Source organism: Bradyrhizobium sp. SZCCHNR1093 (assembly GCF_032381175.1).
Lineage (GTDB): Bacteria > Pseudomonadota > Alphaproteobacteria > Rhizobiales > Xanthobacteraceae > Bradyrhizobium.
Genome location: NZ_JAUHJJ010000008.1, coordinates 227,935 through 243,021 on the forward strand (window position 1 = coordinate 227,935; position 15,087 = coordinate 243,021).

Below are 15,087 nucleotides of genomic sequence, written 5' to 3' on the forward strand. Positions count from 1 at the left end.
TGCTCAAGCTGGTTCTGATCGCGGGCGCAGTGGCGCTGGTCACGAAACTCTACGGGATGTGGTGACGCATGGGACAGGCTCTTCCGAGGCCCGCGCTGCGGCCGTTTCTTCCCGCTGATGCGCCGGTTCTGGCCGCGATCTTCGTCGCCAGCATCCAGGAGCTGACCGGTGACGATTACAGCGAGGTGCAGCAGGAGGCCTGGGCTTCCGCTGCGGACGATGAGACGGGCTTCGGCAAGAGGTTGGCGTCCGAGCTCACCTTGATTGCGACCCTGCAGGGCTCGCCGGTCGGCTTCGCCGCGCTGAAGGGAAACGATCACATCGACATGCTCTACGTCCATCCGAACGCGGCGGGGCAGGGCGTCGGGGCCCTGCTATGCGACGCGCTGGAAAAGCTGGCGGGCGCGCGCGGCACGACCGGTCTGTCGGTCGACGCCAGCGACACGGCGGTCGAATTCTTCCGCAAGCGCGGCTACGTCGCGCAGCAGCGCAATAGCGTCTCCATCAATGGCGAGTGGCTCGCCAACACCACGATGAAGAAGACGCTCGGCTCCGGGGGAGCACAGGCATGAGCACGGCAGGCACAAGCAGGGAACGACTTTATCTGTTCGACACCACCCTGCGCGATGGCGCGCAGACCAACGGTGTCGATTTCACGCTGGCCGACAAGCAGGCGATCGCGCGCTTGCTCGACGATCTCGGCATCGACTATGTCGAGGGCGGCTATCCCGGCGCCAATCCGCTCGACACGGAGTTCTTCGCCGCCAAGCCCAAGCTCGGCCACGCCCGCTTCACCGCCTTCGGGATGACGCGCCGGGCGGGACGCTCGGTGTCCAACGATCCGGGCGTAGCGGCGTTGCTGGAGGCCAAGGCAGACGCGATCTGCTTCGTCGCGAAGTCATCCGCCTATCAGGTGCGCGTCGCGCTGGAGACTACCAACGAAGAGAATCTCGCCTCGATCCGCGACAGCGTGACGGCTGCAAAGGCTGCGGGGCGCGAGGTGATGCTCGACTGCGAGCATTTCTTCGACGGCTACAAGGAGAATGCGGAGTTCGCGCTGGCCTGCGCACGCGCGGCACATGAGGCCGGCGCGCGCTGGGTCGTGTTGTGCGACACCAATGGCGGCACCATGCCGCACGAGATCGAGGCGATCGTCGGCGAGGTCGTCAAGCACGTGCCGGGCGATCACCTCGGCATCCACGCCCACAACGACACCGAACAGGCGGTGGCGAATTCGCTTGCCGCGGTGCGTGCCGGCGTGCGCCAGATCCAGGGCACGCTGAACGGGCTCGGCGAGCGCTGCGGCAACGCCAATCTGTGCTCGCTGATCCCGACCTTGAAGCTGAAGACGGAGTTCTCGGATCGCTTCGAGATTGGCGTCTCCGACCGGCAGCTCGCCGGGCTGATGAAGGTCTCGCGGACGCTCGACGACATGCTGAACCGCGCGCCGAACCGCCACGCGCCCTATGTGGGCGAGAGCGCCTTCGTGACCAAGACCGGCATTCATGCCTCGGCCGTGCTCAAGGATCCACAAACCTATGAGCACATTCTGCCCGAGAGCGTCGGCAATCGTCGCAAGGTGCTGGTATCGGACCAGGCGGGCCGTTCCAACGTGATCGCGGCGCTGGAGCGTGGTGGCATTCCCTTCACCAAGAGCGATCCGAAGCTGACGCGGCTGGTCGAGGAGCTGAAGGAGCGCGAGGCCGCGGGCTATGCCTACGAGTCCGCCAACGCGTCGTTCGAGCTGCTGGCGCGGCGCACGCTGGGCTCGGTGCCCGAGTACTTCCGGGTCGAGCAGTTCGACGTCAATGTCGAGCAGCGCTACAACGCGCTCGGCGAGCGAGTCACGGTGGCGCTGGCCGTGGTCAAGGTCGACGTCGCCGGCGAGCGGCTGATCTCGGCGGCCGAGGGCAACGGTCCGGTCAATGCGCTCGACGTCGCGCTGCGCAAGGATCTCGGCAAGTACCAGGGCTATATCGATGGTCTGAAGCTGATCGACTATCGCGTCCGCATCCTCAATGGCGGCACCGAGGCGGTCACGCGCGTGCTGATCGAGAGCGAGGACGAAAAGGGCGAGCGCTGGACCACGGTCGGCGTGTCGCCGAACATCATCGATGCCTCGTTCCAGGCGCTGATGGATTCGGTATTCTACAAGCTGGTGAAGTCAGGCGCGCCGGGGTGAGATGGTGTATCCGTCATTGCGAGCGAAGCGAAGCAATCCAGAGTCTTTCCGCGGATCGAGTCTGGATTGCTTCGTCGCTCTGCTCCTCGCAATGACGGAGGAGAGGGCAGGAGGTAACGCATGATCGACCACGTCTCCGTCGGCGTCAGCGATCTCGCCCGCAGCGCCCGCTTCTATGAGCTCGCGCTGGCGCCGCTCGGGATGACGCGCCTGGTCGCGCGCCCGGCGACCATCGGCTTCGGCAAGGCCTATCCGGAGTTCTGGATCAATCTGCGCCCCGCGATGGCGCGGGTATCGTCCGACACCGGCTCGCATCTGTGCTTCCGTGCCAGGAGCACCGCCGAGGTCGATGCATTCCATGCGGCGGCGCTGGAGGCGGGCGGTGTTTCAGACGGCCTGCCTGGGCTACGGCCGCATGATCGCGTGCGCTACTACGCCGCCTTCGTGCTCGATCCCGACGGCAACCGGATCGAAGCCGTCACATTTCCCGCGGAGTAGGGATCAGAGCCGCTTGGCGATCTCCGGTGCCATTTCGGTCTCTTCCCTGGCGATGCCGGCGGCAGCCGCGCGCAGGCGCGGCAGGATGTCCTCGACGCGCTCGGCCTTCAAGAGCTCGATCGAGAAGCCGGGGCGGATGAACTCGGTCTCGCGCATATGGGCGAGCAGCGAGAACAGCGGCTCCCAGAAGCCGTCGATGTTGGCCATCAGCACCGGCTTGGCGTGGCGTCCGAGCTGTTTCCAGGTTAACTGCTCGACCAGCTCCTCGAGCGTGCCGATGCCGCCGGGCAGCGCCACGAACGCATCGGAATGCTCGAACATCAGCCGCTTGCGTTCATGCATGTCGGGCGTGACGATGAGATCCTTCAGCGGCATCATGACTTCCTTCTTCACAAGGAAGTCCGGAATGATGCCGGTGACGTCGCCGCCATGGTCGAGCACCGCCTTGGCAACCGCGCCCATCATGCCGATGGAGCCGCCGCCATAGACGAGCCTGACGCCGTTCTCGGCGAGCGCCTTGCCGAGCGCTTTCGCTGATTCGATGAAGCTGGGATTGGTCCCGGGGCCGGAGCCGCAATAGACACAGACGGTGCGGATTTCAGTCATTGGACGGATGTGACACTGCAGTTGAAAGGCGTCAAGACGAGGGCGGAGGGCGTGGATTCGCGGGCTTTCACGGAATGATGCGGACTGGATGGATCCATTTGCCTGGGAATGGAGTATGCAAATACTGCGCCGCGGCAACGGAATCCGCCGACGCACGGGTGCATCCGGCGCCCGGACACTCTATATGACCAGCAACGCCGGCATCACAACATGCCGAGACACTCGCTGTTCCAGAACGTTAGATGCCGCCCGATTCCTCCTCCGAACCAGCCGCCAGCCAGCCATCGTCCCTCGAGCAGGGAACGCTGGCCGGCACGCTGCGCCATTTGTGGCCCTTCATCTGGCCGAGCGATCGCGCCGACCTGAAGATGCGCGTGCTATGGTCGGTGGTGCTGCTGATTGTGGCGAAGGTCGCGACGCTGGTCCTGCCCTTCACCTTCAAATGGGCGACCGACGCGCTGACCGGCGCCAACACCGCGCCGATTGCGCCCGCCAACTGGGCGTTCTGGCTGGTGGCCTCGCCGCTCGTCATGACGGCAAGCTACGGCGGGATGCGCGTCCTGATGGCGGTGCTGACGCAGTGGCGAGATGGTATTTTTGCCCGCGTCGCCATGCATGCGGTGCGCAAGCTCGCGACCATCACCTTCGTCCACATGCACGAATTGTCGCTGCGCTTTCACCTGGAGCGCAAGACCGGCGGCCTGACCCGCGTGCTCGAGCGCGGCCGCAACGCGATCGAGACCATCGTGCGCATGGTGATCCTGCAGCTGATCCCGACCATCGTCGAGGTCTCGCTGCTGACGGCGGTGCTGCTCTGGCAGTTCGACTGGCGCTACGTGCTGGTCACGCTCACCATGGTCGCAGCCTATCTCTACTACACCTACATTGCGACCGAGTGGCGCATCGAGATCCGGCGCCGCATGAACGACTCGGACACCGACGCCAACACCAAGGCGATCGACTCGCTCTTGAACTATGAGACGGTGAAATATTTCGGCGCCGAGGCGCGCGAGGCCGAGCGCTATGACCGTTCCATGGAGCGCTACGAGCGCGCCAGCGTGAAGACCTATACCTCGCTCGCGGTGCTCAACGCCGGGCAGGCCGTGATCTTCACGATCGGGCTGACGGTGGCGATGCTGATGTGCGCCCAGGGCGTGCGCCAGGGCCGCAACACGGTCGGCGACTTCGTCATGATCAACAGCATGATGATCCAGCTCTACCAGCCGCTGAACTTCATGGGCATGGTCTACCGCGAGATCAAGCAGGCGATCATCGACATCGAGAAGATGTTCGGCGTGCTCACGCGCGATGCCGAGGTGAACGATTCACCCGGGGCGACGCCTTTGGTGGTAACCTCCGGCCATGTCCGCTTCGAGGACGTCCGCTTCGCCTATGAGCCGGAGCGGCCGATCCTGCAGGGCTTGAGCTTCGAGGTGCCGGCCGGCAAGACGGTCGCGATCGTGGGTCCGTCAGGTGCCGGCAAGTCGACCATCTCGCGGCTGCTGTTTCGCCTCTACGACGTCTCCGGCGGCCGCATCCTGATCGATGGGCAGGACATCCGTGACGTCACCCAGGTGTCGCTGCGCGCCCAGATCGGCATGGTGCCGCAGGACACCGTGCTGTTCAACGACACCATCCGCTACAACATCCGCTACGGACGCTGGGATGCCGACGACGCCGCCGTCGAGGAGGCGGCCCGCCTCGCGCAGATCGACGGTCTGATCCGGATGGCGCCGAAGGGGTACGAGACGCAGGTGGGCGAGCGCGGCCTCAAGCTCTCCGGTGGGGAGAAGCAGCGCGTTGCGATTGCCCGCACCATCCTGAAGGGGCCGCCGATCCTCGTGCTGGACGAGGCGACCTCGGCGCTGGACAGCCATACCGAGCACGAGATCCAGGAGGCGCTCGATAGCGTGTCGCGCAATCGCACCTCGCTCGTGATCGCGCACCGGCTTTCGACCATCGTGGCGGCCGACGAGATCATCGTGCTCGACCGGGGGCGAATTGCCGAGCGCGGCACCCATGCCGAGCTGCTGGGCAAAGGCGGGCTGTATGCCGGCATGTGGAACCGGCAGCGCGAGGCCGAGGAGGCGCGCGAAAAATTGGCGCAAATCGGCGACGATGCGGCGGCGCCGAACCGCAATCCGCCGGATCGGAGCGAGCCGGACGCGGTCGGGCCCGATCGGACCGGCCAGGTGGCGAGTGCCGCCGAATGATGCCGCGGACCGCCCTGATCTGAACTCAAGAATGCATTAAGGATTCATTTTGACCTTCGCCGGCCATCGACCTAGTCAAGGCGGCGGTCCGCTCTGAGGTCAGAGCGACAACACTCAACGAAGCAGGCCATGTCGATCAGCAATTCCATCCGCGCTCAGATCCCGCCGATCCACCCGGAAGGTTATCCCTTCATCGGGGGATTTGCCCTCGTCAGCCTGATCCTGTTCTGGATATTCACCCCGCTCGGCTGGATCGGCACGCTGCTCACCGTCTGGTGCGCGCTGTTCTTCCGCGACCCGATCCGGGTCACGCCGCAGCGGGAAGGGCTGGTGGTGGCGCCGGCCGACGGGCGCATCTCCATGATCACGCGCGCCCTGCCGCCGGCCGAGCTCGGCCTCGGCGACCGGCCGCTGCTGCGGGTCTCGATCTTCATGAGCGTGTTCAACGTGCATGTGAACCGCAGCCCGGTGGCCGGCCGGATCGAGAAGATCTCCTACCGTCCGGGGGCCTTCATCAACGCCGAGCTCGACAAGGCGAGCGAGGACAACGAGCGCAACTCGCTCGCGATCTCGACGCCGCATGGCCGCATCGGCGTGGTCCAGATCGCCGGCCTCGTGGCGCGCCGGATCGTGTCGTTCGTGCGCGAGGGGCAGACCATCGGGGCTGGCGAGCGCTTCGGCCTGATCCGCTTCGGCTCGCGGCTCGACGTCTATCTGCCTGACGGCACGGAAGTTCTGGTCTCGGAGGGGCAGACGGCCATTGCCGGCGAGACGATCCTGGCCGATTTCGACGTGCCCGTGCCCGGCCTGACCTTCCGGAGCCAGTGAACCGTCGTCGGCCGATGATGACTCATTAAAGGTCCTTGAGGCACCTTCCGACACAAGGTTCCGACCAACCCACACGTGGTGTGATCATGAGCTTCGATCCGAACTCTCCCGAACTGCGCCGGCGCCGTTTCCGCCCGATCCCGGTGCGGCTGCTGGTGCCGAACATGATTACCTTGTTGGCGATCTGCGCCGGCCTGACCGCAATCCGGCTGTCGACCGAGGGGCGGATGGAGCTCGCCGTCGGCGCCATTGTCTTCGCTGCCTTCCTGGACGGCATCGACGGCCGCATCGCCCGCATGATCAAGGGCCAGTCGAAGTTCGGCGCCGAACTCGACAGCCTGGCCGATTTCGTCAATTTCGGCGTGGCGCCCGGTCTGATCCTGTATTTCTGGCAGCTCCATGAGCTGCGCGACGGCGGCTGGATCGCCGCCATGATGTACGCCATCAGCGGCGGCCTGCGGCTGGCGCGCTTCAATGCCAGCATTGACGATCCCAATAAGCCGCCCTTCGCCGCCAATTTCTTCACCGGCGTGCCGGCCCCGCTTGGCGCCATCACGGTGCTGCTGCCGGTCTATCTGGCGTTCCTGGATCTGCCGAGGCCGCCGGCGCTGGTGACGGCTTTCTACACGCTGCTGATCGCCTTCCTGATGGTGTCGCGGCTGCCGGTGTTCTCCGGCAAGACCACGCGGATGCGCGTCTCGCCCGAACTCGTACTGCCAGTGTTCGCCTCGGTGGTGTTCTTCGTGGCGCTGCTGGTGGTCTATCCCTGGCACATCCTGTCGGCAGGATCGATCCTCTACATCCTGAGCCTTCCGTTCGGCTGGCGGCTGTATCGGCAGCAGGCGGCGCGGCACTCCGCGGTCCTTGGTGCCGCGGCTGCAGCGCCGCACGCCTCGTCTTCATCCGCGACGGCTTTTGCGCCGACCGGCGCGCCAGCGGCGGAGCAGGGGCAGCGGCCGCCGGAACGGCTGCACTGAGCGCAGGGCCCCAAGACCCAGCGCGCGCTTTGCCGGCTTCGGCGCCTCAGTTATACCGGATGGCCAAGGACGGCCGCGAATGCCGTCCGCATCATCCGGAGAAAACGCCCGTGACAAGCACTGCCGCCGCGCCCCTCGCTGCTTCCGTTCTCGAGGCGCTCGCGCGCTACGATACGCCGACCATCTGCAACGCGATGGAGATCGTGGCGCCCGAACGCCGCCTGGTCGGCTACACGACCAAGCCGCTGGTGTGTCCGTTCCCCGATCTGCCGCCCATGGTCGGCTACGCGCGAACGGCGACGATCCGGTCCGTCGTCAAATCGGGTCTGCCGGCGGACGAGCAGGCGAGGCGGCGCACAGACTACTACGAATATGTCGGCACCGGTCATGGTCCCCGCATCGTCGTGATCCAGGACATCGATGGTCCCGACATCGGCTACGGCGCGTTCTGGGGCGAGGTGCAGAGCAATGTCCACAAGGCGCTCGGCTGCCTCGGCGTGATCACGGATGGATCGATCCGCGACATTCCGCAATGGGCTGCCGGCTTCCAGGCTCTGGCGGGCTCGATCGGTCCGTCGCATGCGTGGGTGCATGCCGAGAGCTTCGGCGGCGAGGTCCGCGTCGCCGGGATGACCGTGCGCTCGGACGATCTGATCCACTCCGATCGCCATGGTGCGATCGTCATCCCGGCCGACATCGCGGCGAAGCTTCCCGAGGCGGCCGAACTGTGCGCGCGCCGCGAAACGCCGATCCTGGAGATCGCGCGGTCGGCGGATTTCTCGCTCGAGAAGCTCAAGGCCGCCTTGAAGCGGTCGGCGGAGATTCATTGAGCCTCGCTTCGCTCCGGTCCCAATGAGCGAGAGCCGTACCGCTCGGCGGTGCGGCCCGGCCGGTTCGGGCCTTGCGCAGGGCCGCTCGCCGAACTGCGACGCTGCAACCGCATCCGGATGACTACGGGGGGACGGCCGAGCTTCCGCCGAAAGTATCGGGCGTGGTGGCGAATGACCCGCAAACAGGCCGGGATTTGCCGAAGGTTAAGCGGCCGTCGCTCGTTGAGAAGATTTTATCCATCAAGCTTTACCTGATGGCCAGCCTGTCCCGATAGGCATGTCGCCCGAGGGCGAAGGACATGCGCAGGCTGATATCGAAATCGAGGCCGTTGTTCGGGCGGCTCGACCGGACCGTCGACAAGATGGTTCGGCTGATCGGACATTTCGGCAGCGCCGCGATCGGCCTCTCGGCGATCGCCCTGGTGTGGGCCGGCATCTTCTACACGGTCTCCGAAGAGTATACTCGCACCGAGCAGTCGGCGCTGAAGAACGGCGCCAACCTGGCCCGCGCGTTCGAGGAGCAGATCATCCGCTCGATCCGCGCGGCAGATCAGACCTTGCTCTACGTCCGCGACTCCTATGCCAGGGACCCGCACAACTTCGACATGTCGCTATGGTCGAAGAACAGCCAGTTCCTGTCCGACTTCTCGTTTCAGGTCGTCGTGATCGGAAAGGACGGCATCATGCTGTCCAGCAACATCGATCCGAACATGCGCGGCCTCGACCTGCGCGACCGCGAGCACTTCCGCGTTCATGCCGGCGGAAAGGATGATTTTCTCTTCATCAGCAAGCCGATCTTCGGCCGCGTCTCCAACAAATGGTCGATCCAACTGACCCGCCGCATCATCATGCCGGACGGTTCGTTCGGCGGCGTCGTCGTGGTCTCGCTCGATCCCGAATATCTGTCGAGCTTCTATAATTCGGTCGATCTCGGCAAGAAGGGCAATGTCACGCTCCTCGGTCTCGACGGCATCGTGCGCGCACGGGCCTCGGCCGGCCCGGGGGGCGTGGGATCCTCGCTCGCCGGCAGCCCGGTGATGAGCGCCATTCAGCACAGAAGCAGCGGCTTCTACACCTTCAAGAGTCTGATCGACGGCGTCACGCGCATCTACTCGTTCCAGCGCATCAAGGATCTGCCGCTGGTGGTCATCGTCGGTCAGGCCTCCGAGGAGATCTTCAGCGCCTTCAAGCTCAACCGCGATCGTGATCTGCTGGTCGGGGCGTTGCTGACGGTGGTCATCGGCATCATCACGATCCTGATTGCGCGCTATCAGGCGGGGCTTGCCGCCTCACGCGACGCCGCCGAGGCCGGCACGCGGGCGCGCTCCGAATTCCTGGCGATGATGAGCCATGAGATCCGCACGCCGATGAACGGCGTCATCGGCCTTGCCGATCTCTTGCTGTCGGCGGACCTCGCGCCGGAGCAGCGCAAGATCGCGACCACCTTGCGCGAGTCGGCCGACTACCTGTTGCAGCTGCTCAACGACGTCCTCGATTTCTCCAAGCTCGATGCCGATCGTCTGGAGATCGAGCACATCGAGTTCGACCTGCACCGGTCGGTGACGGCGACCGCCGAACTGCTGGTGTCCCGCGCCAAGGAAAAGGGTCTGCAGCTGACCACCTCGATCGCGCCGGAAGTGCCAAGCTACGTGGTCGGCGATCCCGCGCGATTGCGCCAGGTGCTGTTCAACCTGGTCGGCAATGCGCTCAAATTCACCGAATCGGGCGGCGTCCATGTCGATGTCCGTGCCGAGAACCTTGCCGGGCCGAACCTGACGCTGGTGTTCTCGGTGGCCGATACCGGCGTCGGCATTCCCGCAGACGCCGTCAGCCGGCTGTTCAAGCAGTTCTCGCAGGTCGACAATTCCATCTCGCGCCGCTTCGGCGGCACCGGTCTGGGGCTCGCGATCTGCAAGCGCCTCGTCACCTGCATGGGCGGCGACATCAAGGTGCAGAGCAAGGTGGGCGTGGGCAGCACCTTCACCTTCTCGATCCAGGTCCAGCCGCAGCCGGACGTCGAGCAGGTGAGCGCGCCCGAAGCGACCATCGCGCCGGTCGGCGAGGCGATCGCCGAGGAACGTCCGGCCAGCGTCGAGCCACTGAAGATTCTCGTTGCCGAGGACAATCTGACCAATCAGTTCGTCGTCAAGAAGCTCTTGGACAAGCTCGGTCACCGCTACGACATCGTCGAGAACGGAACGCAGGCGATCGCGGCCGTGCAGAGGCAGAGCTACGATCTCGTGCTGATGGACATGATGATGCCCGAGATGGACGGGCTCACGGCGACGCGGATGATCCGCTCGCTGCCGCCGCCTGCCCAGGACATCTACGTTATTGCCCTGACGGCCAACGCCACCAGCCAGGATCATCTGGCGTGCACGGAGGCCGGCATGAACGACTTCGTGACCAAGCCGGTCACGCGCGATCGACTGAATGCCGCTCTGCTTCGCGCGGTCGCTGCTACACACAAGGAAAGGCTTGTCGCATGACCGACTTGGTGCAATTCGACGAATCCATCTATCAGACCCTGGTCTCCGAGCTCGGCGAGGAGGATGCGCTGGAAGTCCTGCGCACGTTCCTCGACGATACCTCGGGAAAGTTCGGCACGCTTGCCGCCAAGTTCGAGGATCGCCTCGAACTGAGGCGCGAGGCGCATTCGATCAAGAGTTCGTCGGCGACGTTCGGTTTTTCAGCGCTGTCGCGCCTGTCGCGCGAACTCGAGGTCGGATCGTCGACGATGGAGCCGGCGCAGATGCTGGAGATGATCCACAAGATGCAGCGATCATTCGATCAGTCAGCCGTCTTCGCCGCGGCTAACCTGCTCAAGTCCGGAGCGTCAGCCGCTTGAGCGAGGTCGGCGTGGTCTGCGGCGCTGCCGTTTACCTTTCATTATGCCTACCGAATTCAGTAACTCGTCCTTAATGGCGGACATTTAGGGTCGTGACACGCGGTCCAGAAGCACCGCGTCGGTCCGGCAGGGTCCGTGGTTTGCGTACGCGGGTGGAGTTGACTCATGGATATTATGACGAGTGCGGGGCTCGTGGCTGGCGTGATCGTCATCGCGACGATGATGCTGCTGGGCGGCGATCTCGAGATGTTCGTCAGCGAGCACGCCGCAATCATCATCTTCGGCGGTTCGATCGCAGCCACCATGATTCGCTTCCCGCTGGGCGTCATGCTGCACGGCGTTCCGCTTGGAATGAAGTACGCTTTCACCATGAGCCGCCTGTCGGCCCGCGAGCTCGTCGACGAGCTCGCCCGCATTGCCGAGATCGCGCGCAAGCAGGGCCCGGTCGGCCTGGAAAAGGTCGAGACCGACGAGCCGTTCCTCGCCAAGGGAATCCGCTACGTGGCCGACGGCTACGATCTCGAATTCATCCGCGACAATCTCGAGCGCGACCGCGACAATTTCCTGATGCACCTGGACGAAGGCAGCAAGATCTATCGCGCCATCGGCGACTGCGCCCCGGCGTTCGGCATGGTCGGCACGCTGATCGGCATGGTGCAGATGTTCGCCAACATGACCGACCCCTCGAAGCTCGGCCCGTTCATGGCGACCGCGCTGCTCGCGACCCTGTACGGCGCGTTGGTGTCGAACCTGATCTGTCTGCCGATCGCCGACAAGCTGCATGGCAAGCTGCTGGACGAGGAAACCAACCGGACGCTGATCATCGACGGAATCCTGATGATCCGTGACTCCAAGAGCCCGGCCCTGGTCCGCGAAATGCTCCTGGCCTATCTGCCCGAGAAGCATCGCCACGCCGAAGGCGAACCCGTGCCGGCCTGATCGGCTGAGGCGGGGCGATCCGGGGTGGGGTAGGCAATGGCAAAGAAGAAGAGGGGCGATGCGCATGGCGGCGGTCACGGCTGGTTCGTGACCTTTGCCGACCTGATGGGACTTCTGGTCAGCTTCTTCGTGATGCTGGTCGCGTTCTCCACCATGGACAACAACAAGCTGAAAGTCGTCGCAGGCTCGATGCGCGACGCCTTCGGCGTGCAGTCCGAGTCGCGCTATTCGGGCATCGTGGAATCCGACGGCCTGCCGACCCGGCCGAAGCTCAAGAACGCCGCCCACATCTCGCCGGAGGAGACCGCGCGCGAGCCGAGCCCCGAGCAGGAGGAGCGCCAGCATACCAATGGCGCCAAGCTGAAGATCGATCGCCAGTTCGCGCTGGCGTCCGCCTCGCTGCGTCAGGCGCTGCAGGACATGCCGGAGATGACCGAGATCTCCAAGCACATCATGTTCGAAGAGACCAAGCAGGGGCTCAACTTGGAGATCGTCGACCAGGACGGGCGTTCGATGTTCGCGGATGGCTCGAAGGTGCCCTTCGACCGCACGCGACGACTGATCGAGAAGCTGGCCGCGCCGCTGAAGGCGACGCCGCTTCGGGTCCAGATCACCGGGCACACGGCCGCCGGCTTCGTTCCCGCCCGCAGCGATTATGGCGGTTTCGACCTGTCGGCGGATCGCGCCAACGCGGTGCGGCAGATCCTGGAGCGGGAAGGGCTGCCAGCGAGCCACATCTACGCGGTCTCCGGCAAGGCGGACACCCAGCCGCTGTTCCCGGACGACCCCTCGCTGGCCGCCAACCGCCGCGTGACGATCACCCTGATGCGGGAAGACCCGCCATTGCCGCCCGATCTGAAGCCCTAGCCGGGACGCTTCGCTTCCCGCATCATATTGCCGCATGGCGGCTTGCGAACGGCAACGAAGAGCATCGGCAGGCACTTGATTCGCCCGAGGCAGATCCGACATCTGCCTCAGGATGCTTGGGCTAAAGGCGCCTGCCGCGATGCGGCATGCGGCATGCGACATCGGCGTCAGCCGTGCCGTTTGGTTGCGGCCTGGGAACATCGGTCTGTTTACGGTAGAGGCTTGACCTGCGAACGGTCTGCGTTCACACGCGCCGGGCCAGACAGGAAGATGCGTTCCAAGCAACATGACGGCCAGCGCGACATCGACCGAAGGACAGGACACCGCGAGCACGTCGGGGTTCTGGGGACTGACGCTTGGCAGCATCGGCGTGGTGTTCGGCGACATCGGCACCTCGCCCCTCTACGCCTTTCGCGAGGCTGCGCACGGCGCTGCTCAGGGGCAGCCGGTGTCGCGGATCATCGCGCTCGGCGTGCTTTCCCTGATCCTCTGGTCGCTGTTCATCGTGGTGACGGCCAAATACGTGCTGCTGCTGCTCCGTGCCGATAACAATGGCGAGGGCGGAACGCTGTCGCTGATGGCGCTGGGACAGCGCGCCCTGGGCCGGCGCAGCCTGTTCCTGATGTCGCTGGGCGTGATCGGCGCGTCGATGTTCATCGGCGATTCGATGATCACGCCCGCGATCTCGGTGTTGTCGGCGGTCGAGGGCCTCAAGCTCGCGGCGCCCGCGCTCGAGCACTACGTCGTGCCGCTGACCGTGTTCATCCTGGTCGTGCTGTTCGCGGTCCAGAGCAAGGGGACGGCGCGCGTCGCCTCCGCGTTCGGCCCGGTCATGATCACATGGTTCACCAGCCTCGCCGTGATGGGAATCGTCCACATCAGCGACGACCCCTCCGTGCTTGCGGCCATCAATCCCTATTACGCGGTGCAGTTCCTGCTCTCGCATGGCACGATCGGCCTGATCACCCTGGGCGCGGTGTTCCTCGCGGTCACCGGCGGCGAGGCGCTCTATGCGGATCTCGGTCATTTCGGCCGCAGGCCGATCCAGTCGGCTTGGCTGTTCTTCGTGCTACCGGCGCTGCTGATCAACTATTTCGGGCAGGGCGCCCTGGTGCTGTCCGATCCCGCCGCGATCGAGAATTCGTTCTACCGGATGGTGCCTGAACTGTTGCTGCTGCCGCTGGTGGTGCTGGCGACCGCCGCGACCGTCATCGCGAGCCAGGCCGTGATCACCGGTGCCTATTCGCTGGTCGGCCAGGCGGTCCAGCTCGGCCTGCTGCCGCGTTTCGAGGTCCGCTATACGTCCGAGAGCCATGCCGGCCAGATCTATCTGCCGCGCGTCAACCGGTTGCTGCTGATCGGCGTGCTGCTACTGGTTCTGCTGTTCCGGACCTCGAGCAATCTGGCCTCCGCCTACGGCATCGCGGTGTCCACCACCATGGTGGCCGACGGCATCATGGGCTTCGTGGTGATCTGGAAGCTGTGGAACTTGCGTGCGGCCGTGGCGGCGGCCGTGATCGCTCCCTTCGTCATCGTCGACATGACCTTCTTCAGCGCCAATCTGCTGAAGCTCCTCGAAGGAGCCTGGGTTCCGCTGCTGTTCGGTGCGGCGATGGTCGTGACGATCTGGACTTGGCGGCGTGGCTCGGCGATTTTGGTGCTCAAGACGCGCAAGATCGAGGTTCCGCTGGACGACCTGATCACCAGCCTGGAGAAGAGGCCTCCTCACATCGTCAAGGGCACGGCGGTGTTTCTCACCAGCGATCCGACCTCCGTGCCGACGGCCCTGTTGCACAATCTCAAGCACAACAAGGTGCTGCACGAGCACAATGTGATCCTGACCATCGAGACCGCGCAGACGCCGCGGGTCGATGTGTCGGAGCGCGTGCGCATGGAGAAGATCAGCGAGAAGTTTTCCAAGGTGCGGCTGCGCTTCGGGTTCATGGAATCCCCGAACGTGCCGCGCGCGCTGGCGGTGGCGCGCAAGCTCGGCTGGCAGTTCGACATCATGTCGACGTCGTTCTTCGTCTCGCGCCGCTCGTTGAAGCCATCGTCCCAATCGGGCATGCCGACCTGGCAGGACCATCTCTTCATTGGCCTGAGCCGGTCGGCCAATGACGCTACGGACTACTTCCAGATTCCGACGGGCCGGGTCGTCGAGGTGGGTACCCAGGTAACGATTTAATCGATTGATCTTCCCTGGCGGCTCATGCATGCTTAATTGCATGGCTGAAGCGCATTCTCTTCAGGTCCATAGCAGCGCTCTGCCGCTATAAGCCGCGCGCTCTGCCGCGTTGTG

The 15,087-nt window shown here is 64.8% G+C and carries 13 protein-coding genes; 12 read left to right on the plus strand and 1 reads right to left on the minus strand.

Translation table 11 applies throughout. From position 1 onward, the window contains the following. The first annotated feature begins 68 nt into the window (after positions 1 to 68). From QX070_RS24170 to QX070_RS24180, 3 genes are all read left to right on the plus strand, one after another. Positions 69 to 572 carry a GNAT family N-acetyltransferase gene (locus QX070_RS24170; protein ID WP_315739655.1) on the plus strand — a complete coding sequence of 168 codons (504 nt, stop codon included), beginning with the start codon at positions 69 to 71 and terminating at the stop codon, positions 570 to 572. Next, entirely contained in the window at positions 569 to 2,182 is a 1,614-nt protein-coding gene (gene cimA / locus QX070_RS24175; protein ID WP_315739656.1) for a citramalate synthase, read from the plus strand. Before QX070_RS24170 ends, cimA begins: the two co-directional genes overlap by 4 nt. Positions 2,183 to 2,302: 120 nt before the next feature. Next, positions 2,303 to 2,680, plus strand: coding sequence for a VOC family protein (locus tag QX070_RS24180; protein ID WP_315739658.1), 378 nt, complete (start codon positions 2,303 to 2,305; stop codon positions 2,678 to 2,680). Positions 2,681 to 2,683: 3 nt separating this feature from the next. Here QX070_RS24180 and QX070_RS24185 read toward each other — a convergent pair whose 3' ends face one another. Then, positions 2,684 to 3,286, minus strand: a complete 603-nt coding sequence (locus tag QX070_RS24185) for a TIGR00730 family Rossman fold protein (protein ID WP_315739659.1) — start codon at positions 3,284 to 3,286, stop codon at positions 2,684 to 2,686. 242 nt (positions 3,287 to 3,528) lie between these two features. Between QX070_RS24185 and QX070_RS24190 the strand changes: the two genes are divergently transcribed. From QX070_RS24190 to QX070_RS24230, 9 genes are all read left to right on the plus strand, one after another. Next, the gene (locus tag QX070_RS24190) at positions 3,529 to 5,499 is read left to right on the plus strand and encodes an ABC transporter ATP-binding protein/permease (protein ID WP_315739661.1); all 1,971 of its coding nucleotides are present in this window, start codon (positions 3,529 to 3,531) and stop codon (positions 5,497 to 5,499) included. A gap of 93 nt (positions 5,500 to 5,592) precedes the next feature. After that, on the plus strand, positions 5,593 to 6,327 hold the full coding sequence (locus tag QX070_RS24195; protein WP_315739724.1) for a phosphatidylserine decarboxylase: 735 nt from the start codon (positions 5,593 to 5,595) through the stop codon (positions 6,325 to 6,327). An 86-nt stretch (positions 6,328 to 6,413) separates the two neighbouring features. After that, positions 6,414 to 7,304 carry a phosphatidylcholine/phosphatidylserine synthase gene (locus QX070_RS24200; protein WP_315739662.1) on the plus strand — a complete coding sequence of 297 codons (891 nt, stop codon included), beginning with the start codon at positions 6,414 to 6,416 and terminating at the stop codon, positions 7,302 to 7,304. 110 nt (positions 7,305 to 7,414) lie between these two features. Continuing rightward, entirely contained in the window at positions 7,415 to 8,134 is a 720-nt protein-coding gene (locus tag QX070_RS24205; RefSeq protein ID WP_315739663.1) for an RraA family protein, read from the plus strand. Positions 8,135 to 8,433: 299 nt separating this feature from the next. Further along, complete coding sequence (locus tag QX070_RS24210) at positions 8,434 to 10,623, plus strand: hybrid sensor histidine kinase/response regulator (RefSeq protein WP_315739665.1); 2,190 nt, start codon at positions 8,434 to 8,436, stop codon at positions 10,621 to 10,623. Beyond that, positions 10,620 to 10,982: an Hpt domain-containing protein gene (locus tag QX070_RS24215; protein WP_315739666.1), complete on the plus strand. Its 363-nt coding sequence runs from the start codon at positions 10,620 to 10,622 to the stop codon at positions 10,980 to 10,982. The genes QX070_RS24210 and QX070_RS24215 overlap by 4 nt, the downstream gene beginning before the upstream one ends. Positions 10,983 to 11,147: 165 nt before the next feature. Further along, a complete protein-coding gene (locus QX070_RS24220; RefSeq protein ID WP_315714499.1) occupies positions 11,148 to 11,921 on the plus strand; it encodes a motility protein A in 774 nt (257 codons plus the stop codon). A gap of 36 nt (positions 11,922 to 11,957) precedes the next feature. Next, a complete protein-coding gene (locus QX070_RS24225) occupies positions 11,958 to 12,788 on the plus strand; it encodes a flagellar motor protein MotB (protein WP_315739667.1) in 831 nt (276 codons plus the stop codon). Between the two features lie 286 nt (positions 12,789 to 13,074). Then, the gene (locus tag QX070_RS24230; RefSeq protein ID WP_315739668.1) at positions 13,075 to 14,973 is read left to right on the plus strand and encodes a potassium transporter Kup; all 1,899 of its coding nucleotides are present in this window, start codon (positions 13,075 to 13,077) and stop codon (positions 14,971 to 14,973) included. Positions 14,974 to 15,087: the final 114 nt, after the last annotated feature.

What these genes read in the sequence shown, in the direction of transcription:
- QX070_RS24170 (WP_315739655.1), top strand. Translation starts at nt 69, where the DNA reads ATGGGACAGGCTCTTCCGAGGCCCGCGCTGCGGCCGTTTCTTCCCGCT.
- cimA (WP_315739656.1), top strand. Translation starts at nt 569, where the DNA reads ATGAGCACGGCAGGCACAAGCAGGGAACGACTTTATCTGTTCGACACC.
- QX070_RS24180 (WP_315739658.1), top strand. Translation starts at nt 2,303, where the DNA reads ATGATCGACCACGTCTCCGTCGGCGTCAGCGATCTCGCCCGCAGCGCC.
- QX070_RS24185 (WP_315739659.1), bottom strand. Translation starts at nt 3,286, where the DNA reads ATGACTGAAATCCGCACCGTCTGTGTCTATTGCGGCTCCGGCCCCGGG.
- QX070_RS24190 (WP_315739661.1), top strand. Translation starts at nt 3,529, where the DNA reads ATGCCGCCCGATTCCTCCTCCGAACCAGCCGCCAGCCAGCCATCGTCC.
- QX070_RS24200 (WP_315739662.1), top strand. Translation starts at nt 6,414, where the DNA reads ATGAGCTTCGATCCGAACTCTCCCGAACTGCGCCGGCGCCGTTTCCGC.
- QX070_RS24210 (WP_315739665.1), top strand. Translation starts at nt 8,434, where the DNA reads ATGCGCAGGCTGATATCGAAATCGAGGCCGTTGTTCGGGCGGCTCGAC.
- QX070_RS24215 (WP_315739666.1), top strand. Translation starts at nt 10,620, where the DNA reads ATGACCGACTTGGTGCAATTCGACGAATCCATCTATCAGACCCTGGTC.
- QX070_RS24220 (WP_315714499.1), top strand. Translation starts at nt 11,148, where the DNA reads ATGGATATTATGACGAGTGCGGGGCTCGTGGCTGGCGTGATCGTCATC.
- QX070_RS24225 (WP_315739667.1), top strand. Translation starts at nt 11,958, where the DNA reads ATGGCAAAGAAGAAGAGGGGCGATGCGCATGGCGGCGGTCACGGCTGG.
- QX070_RS24230 (WP_315739668.1), top strand. Translation starts at nt 13,075, where the DNA reads ATGACGGCCAGCGCGACATCGACCGAAGGACAGGACACCGCGAGCACG.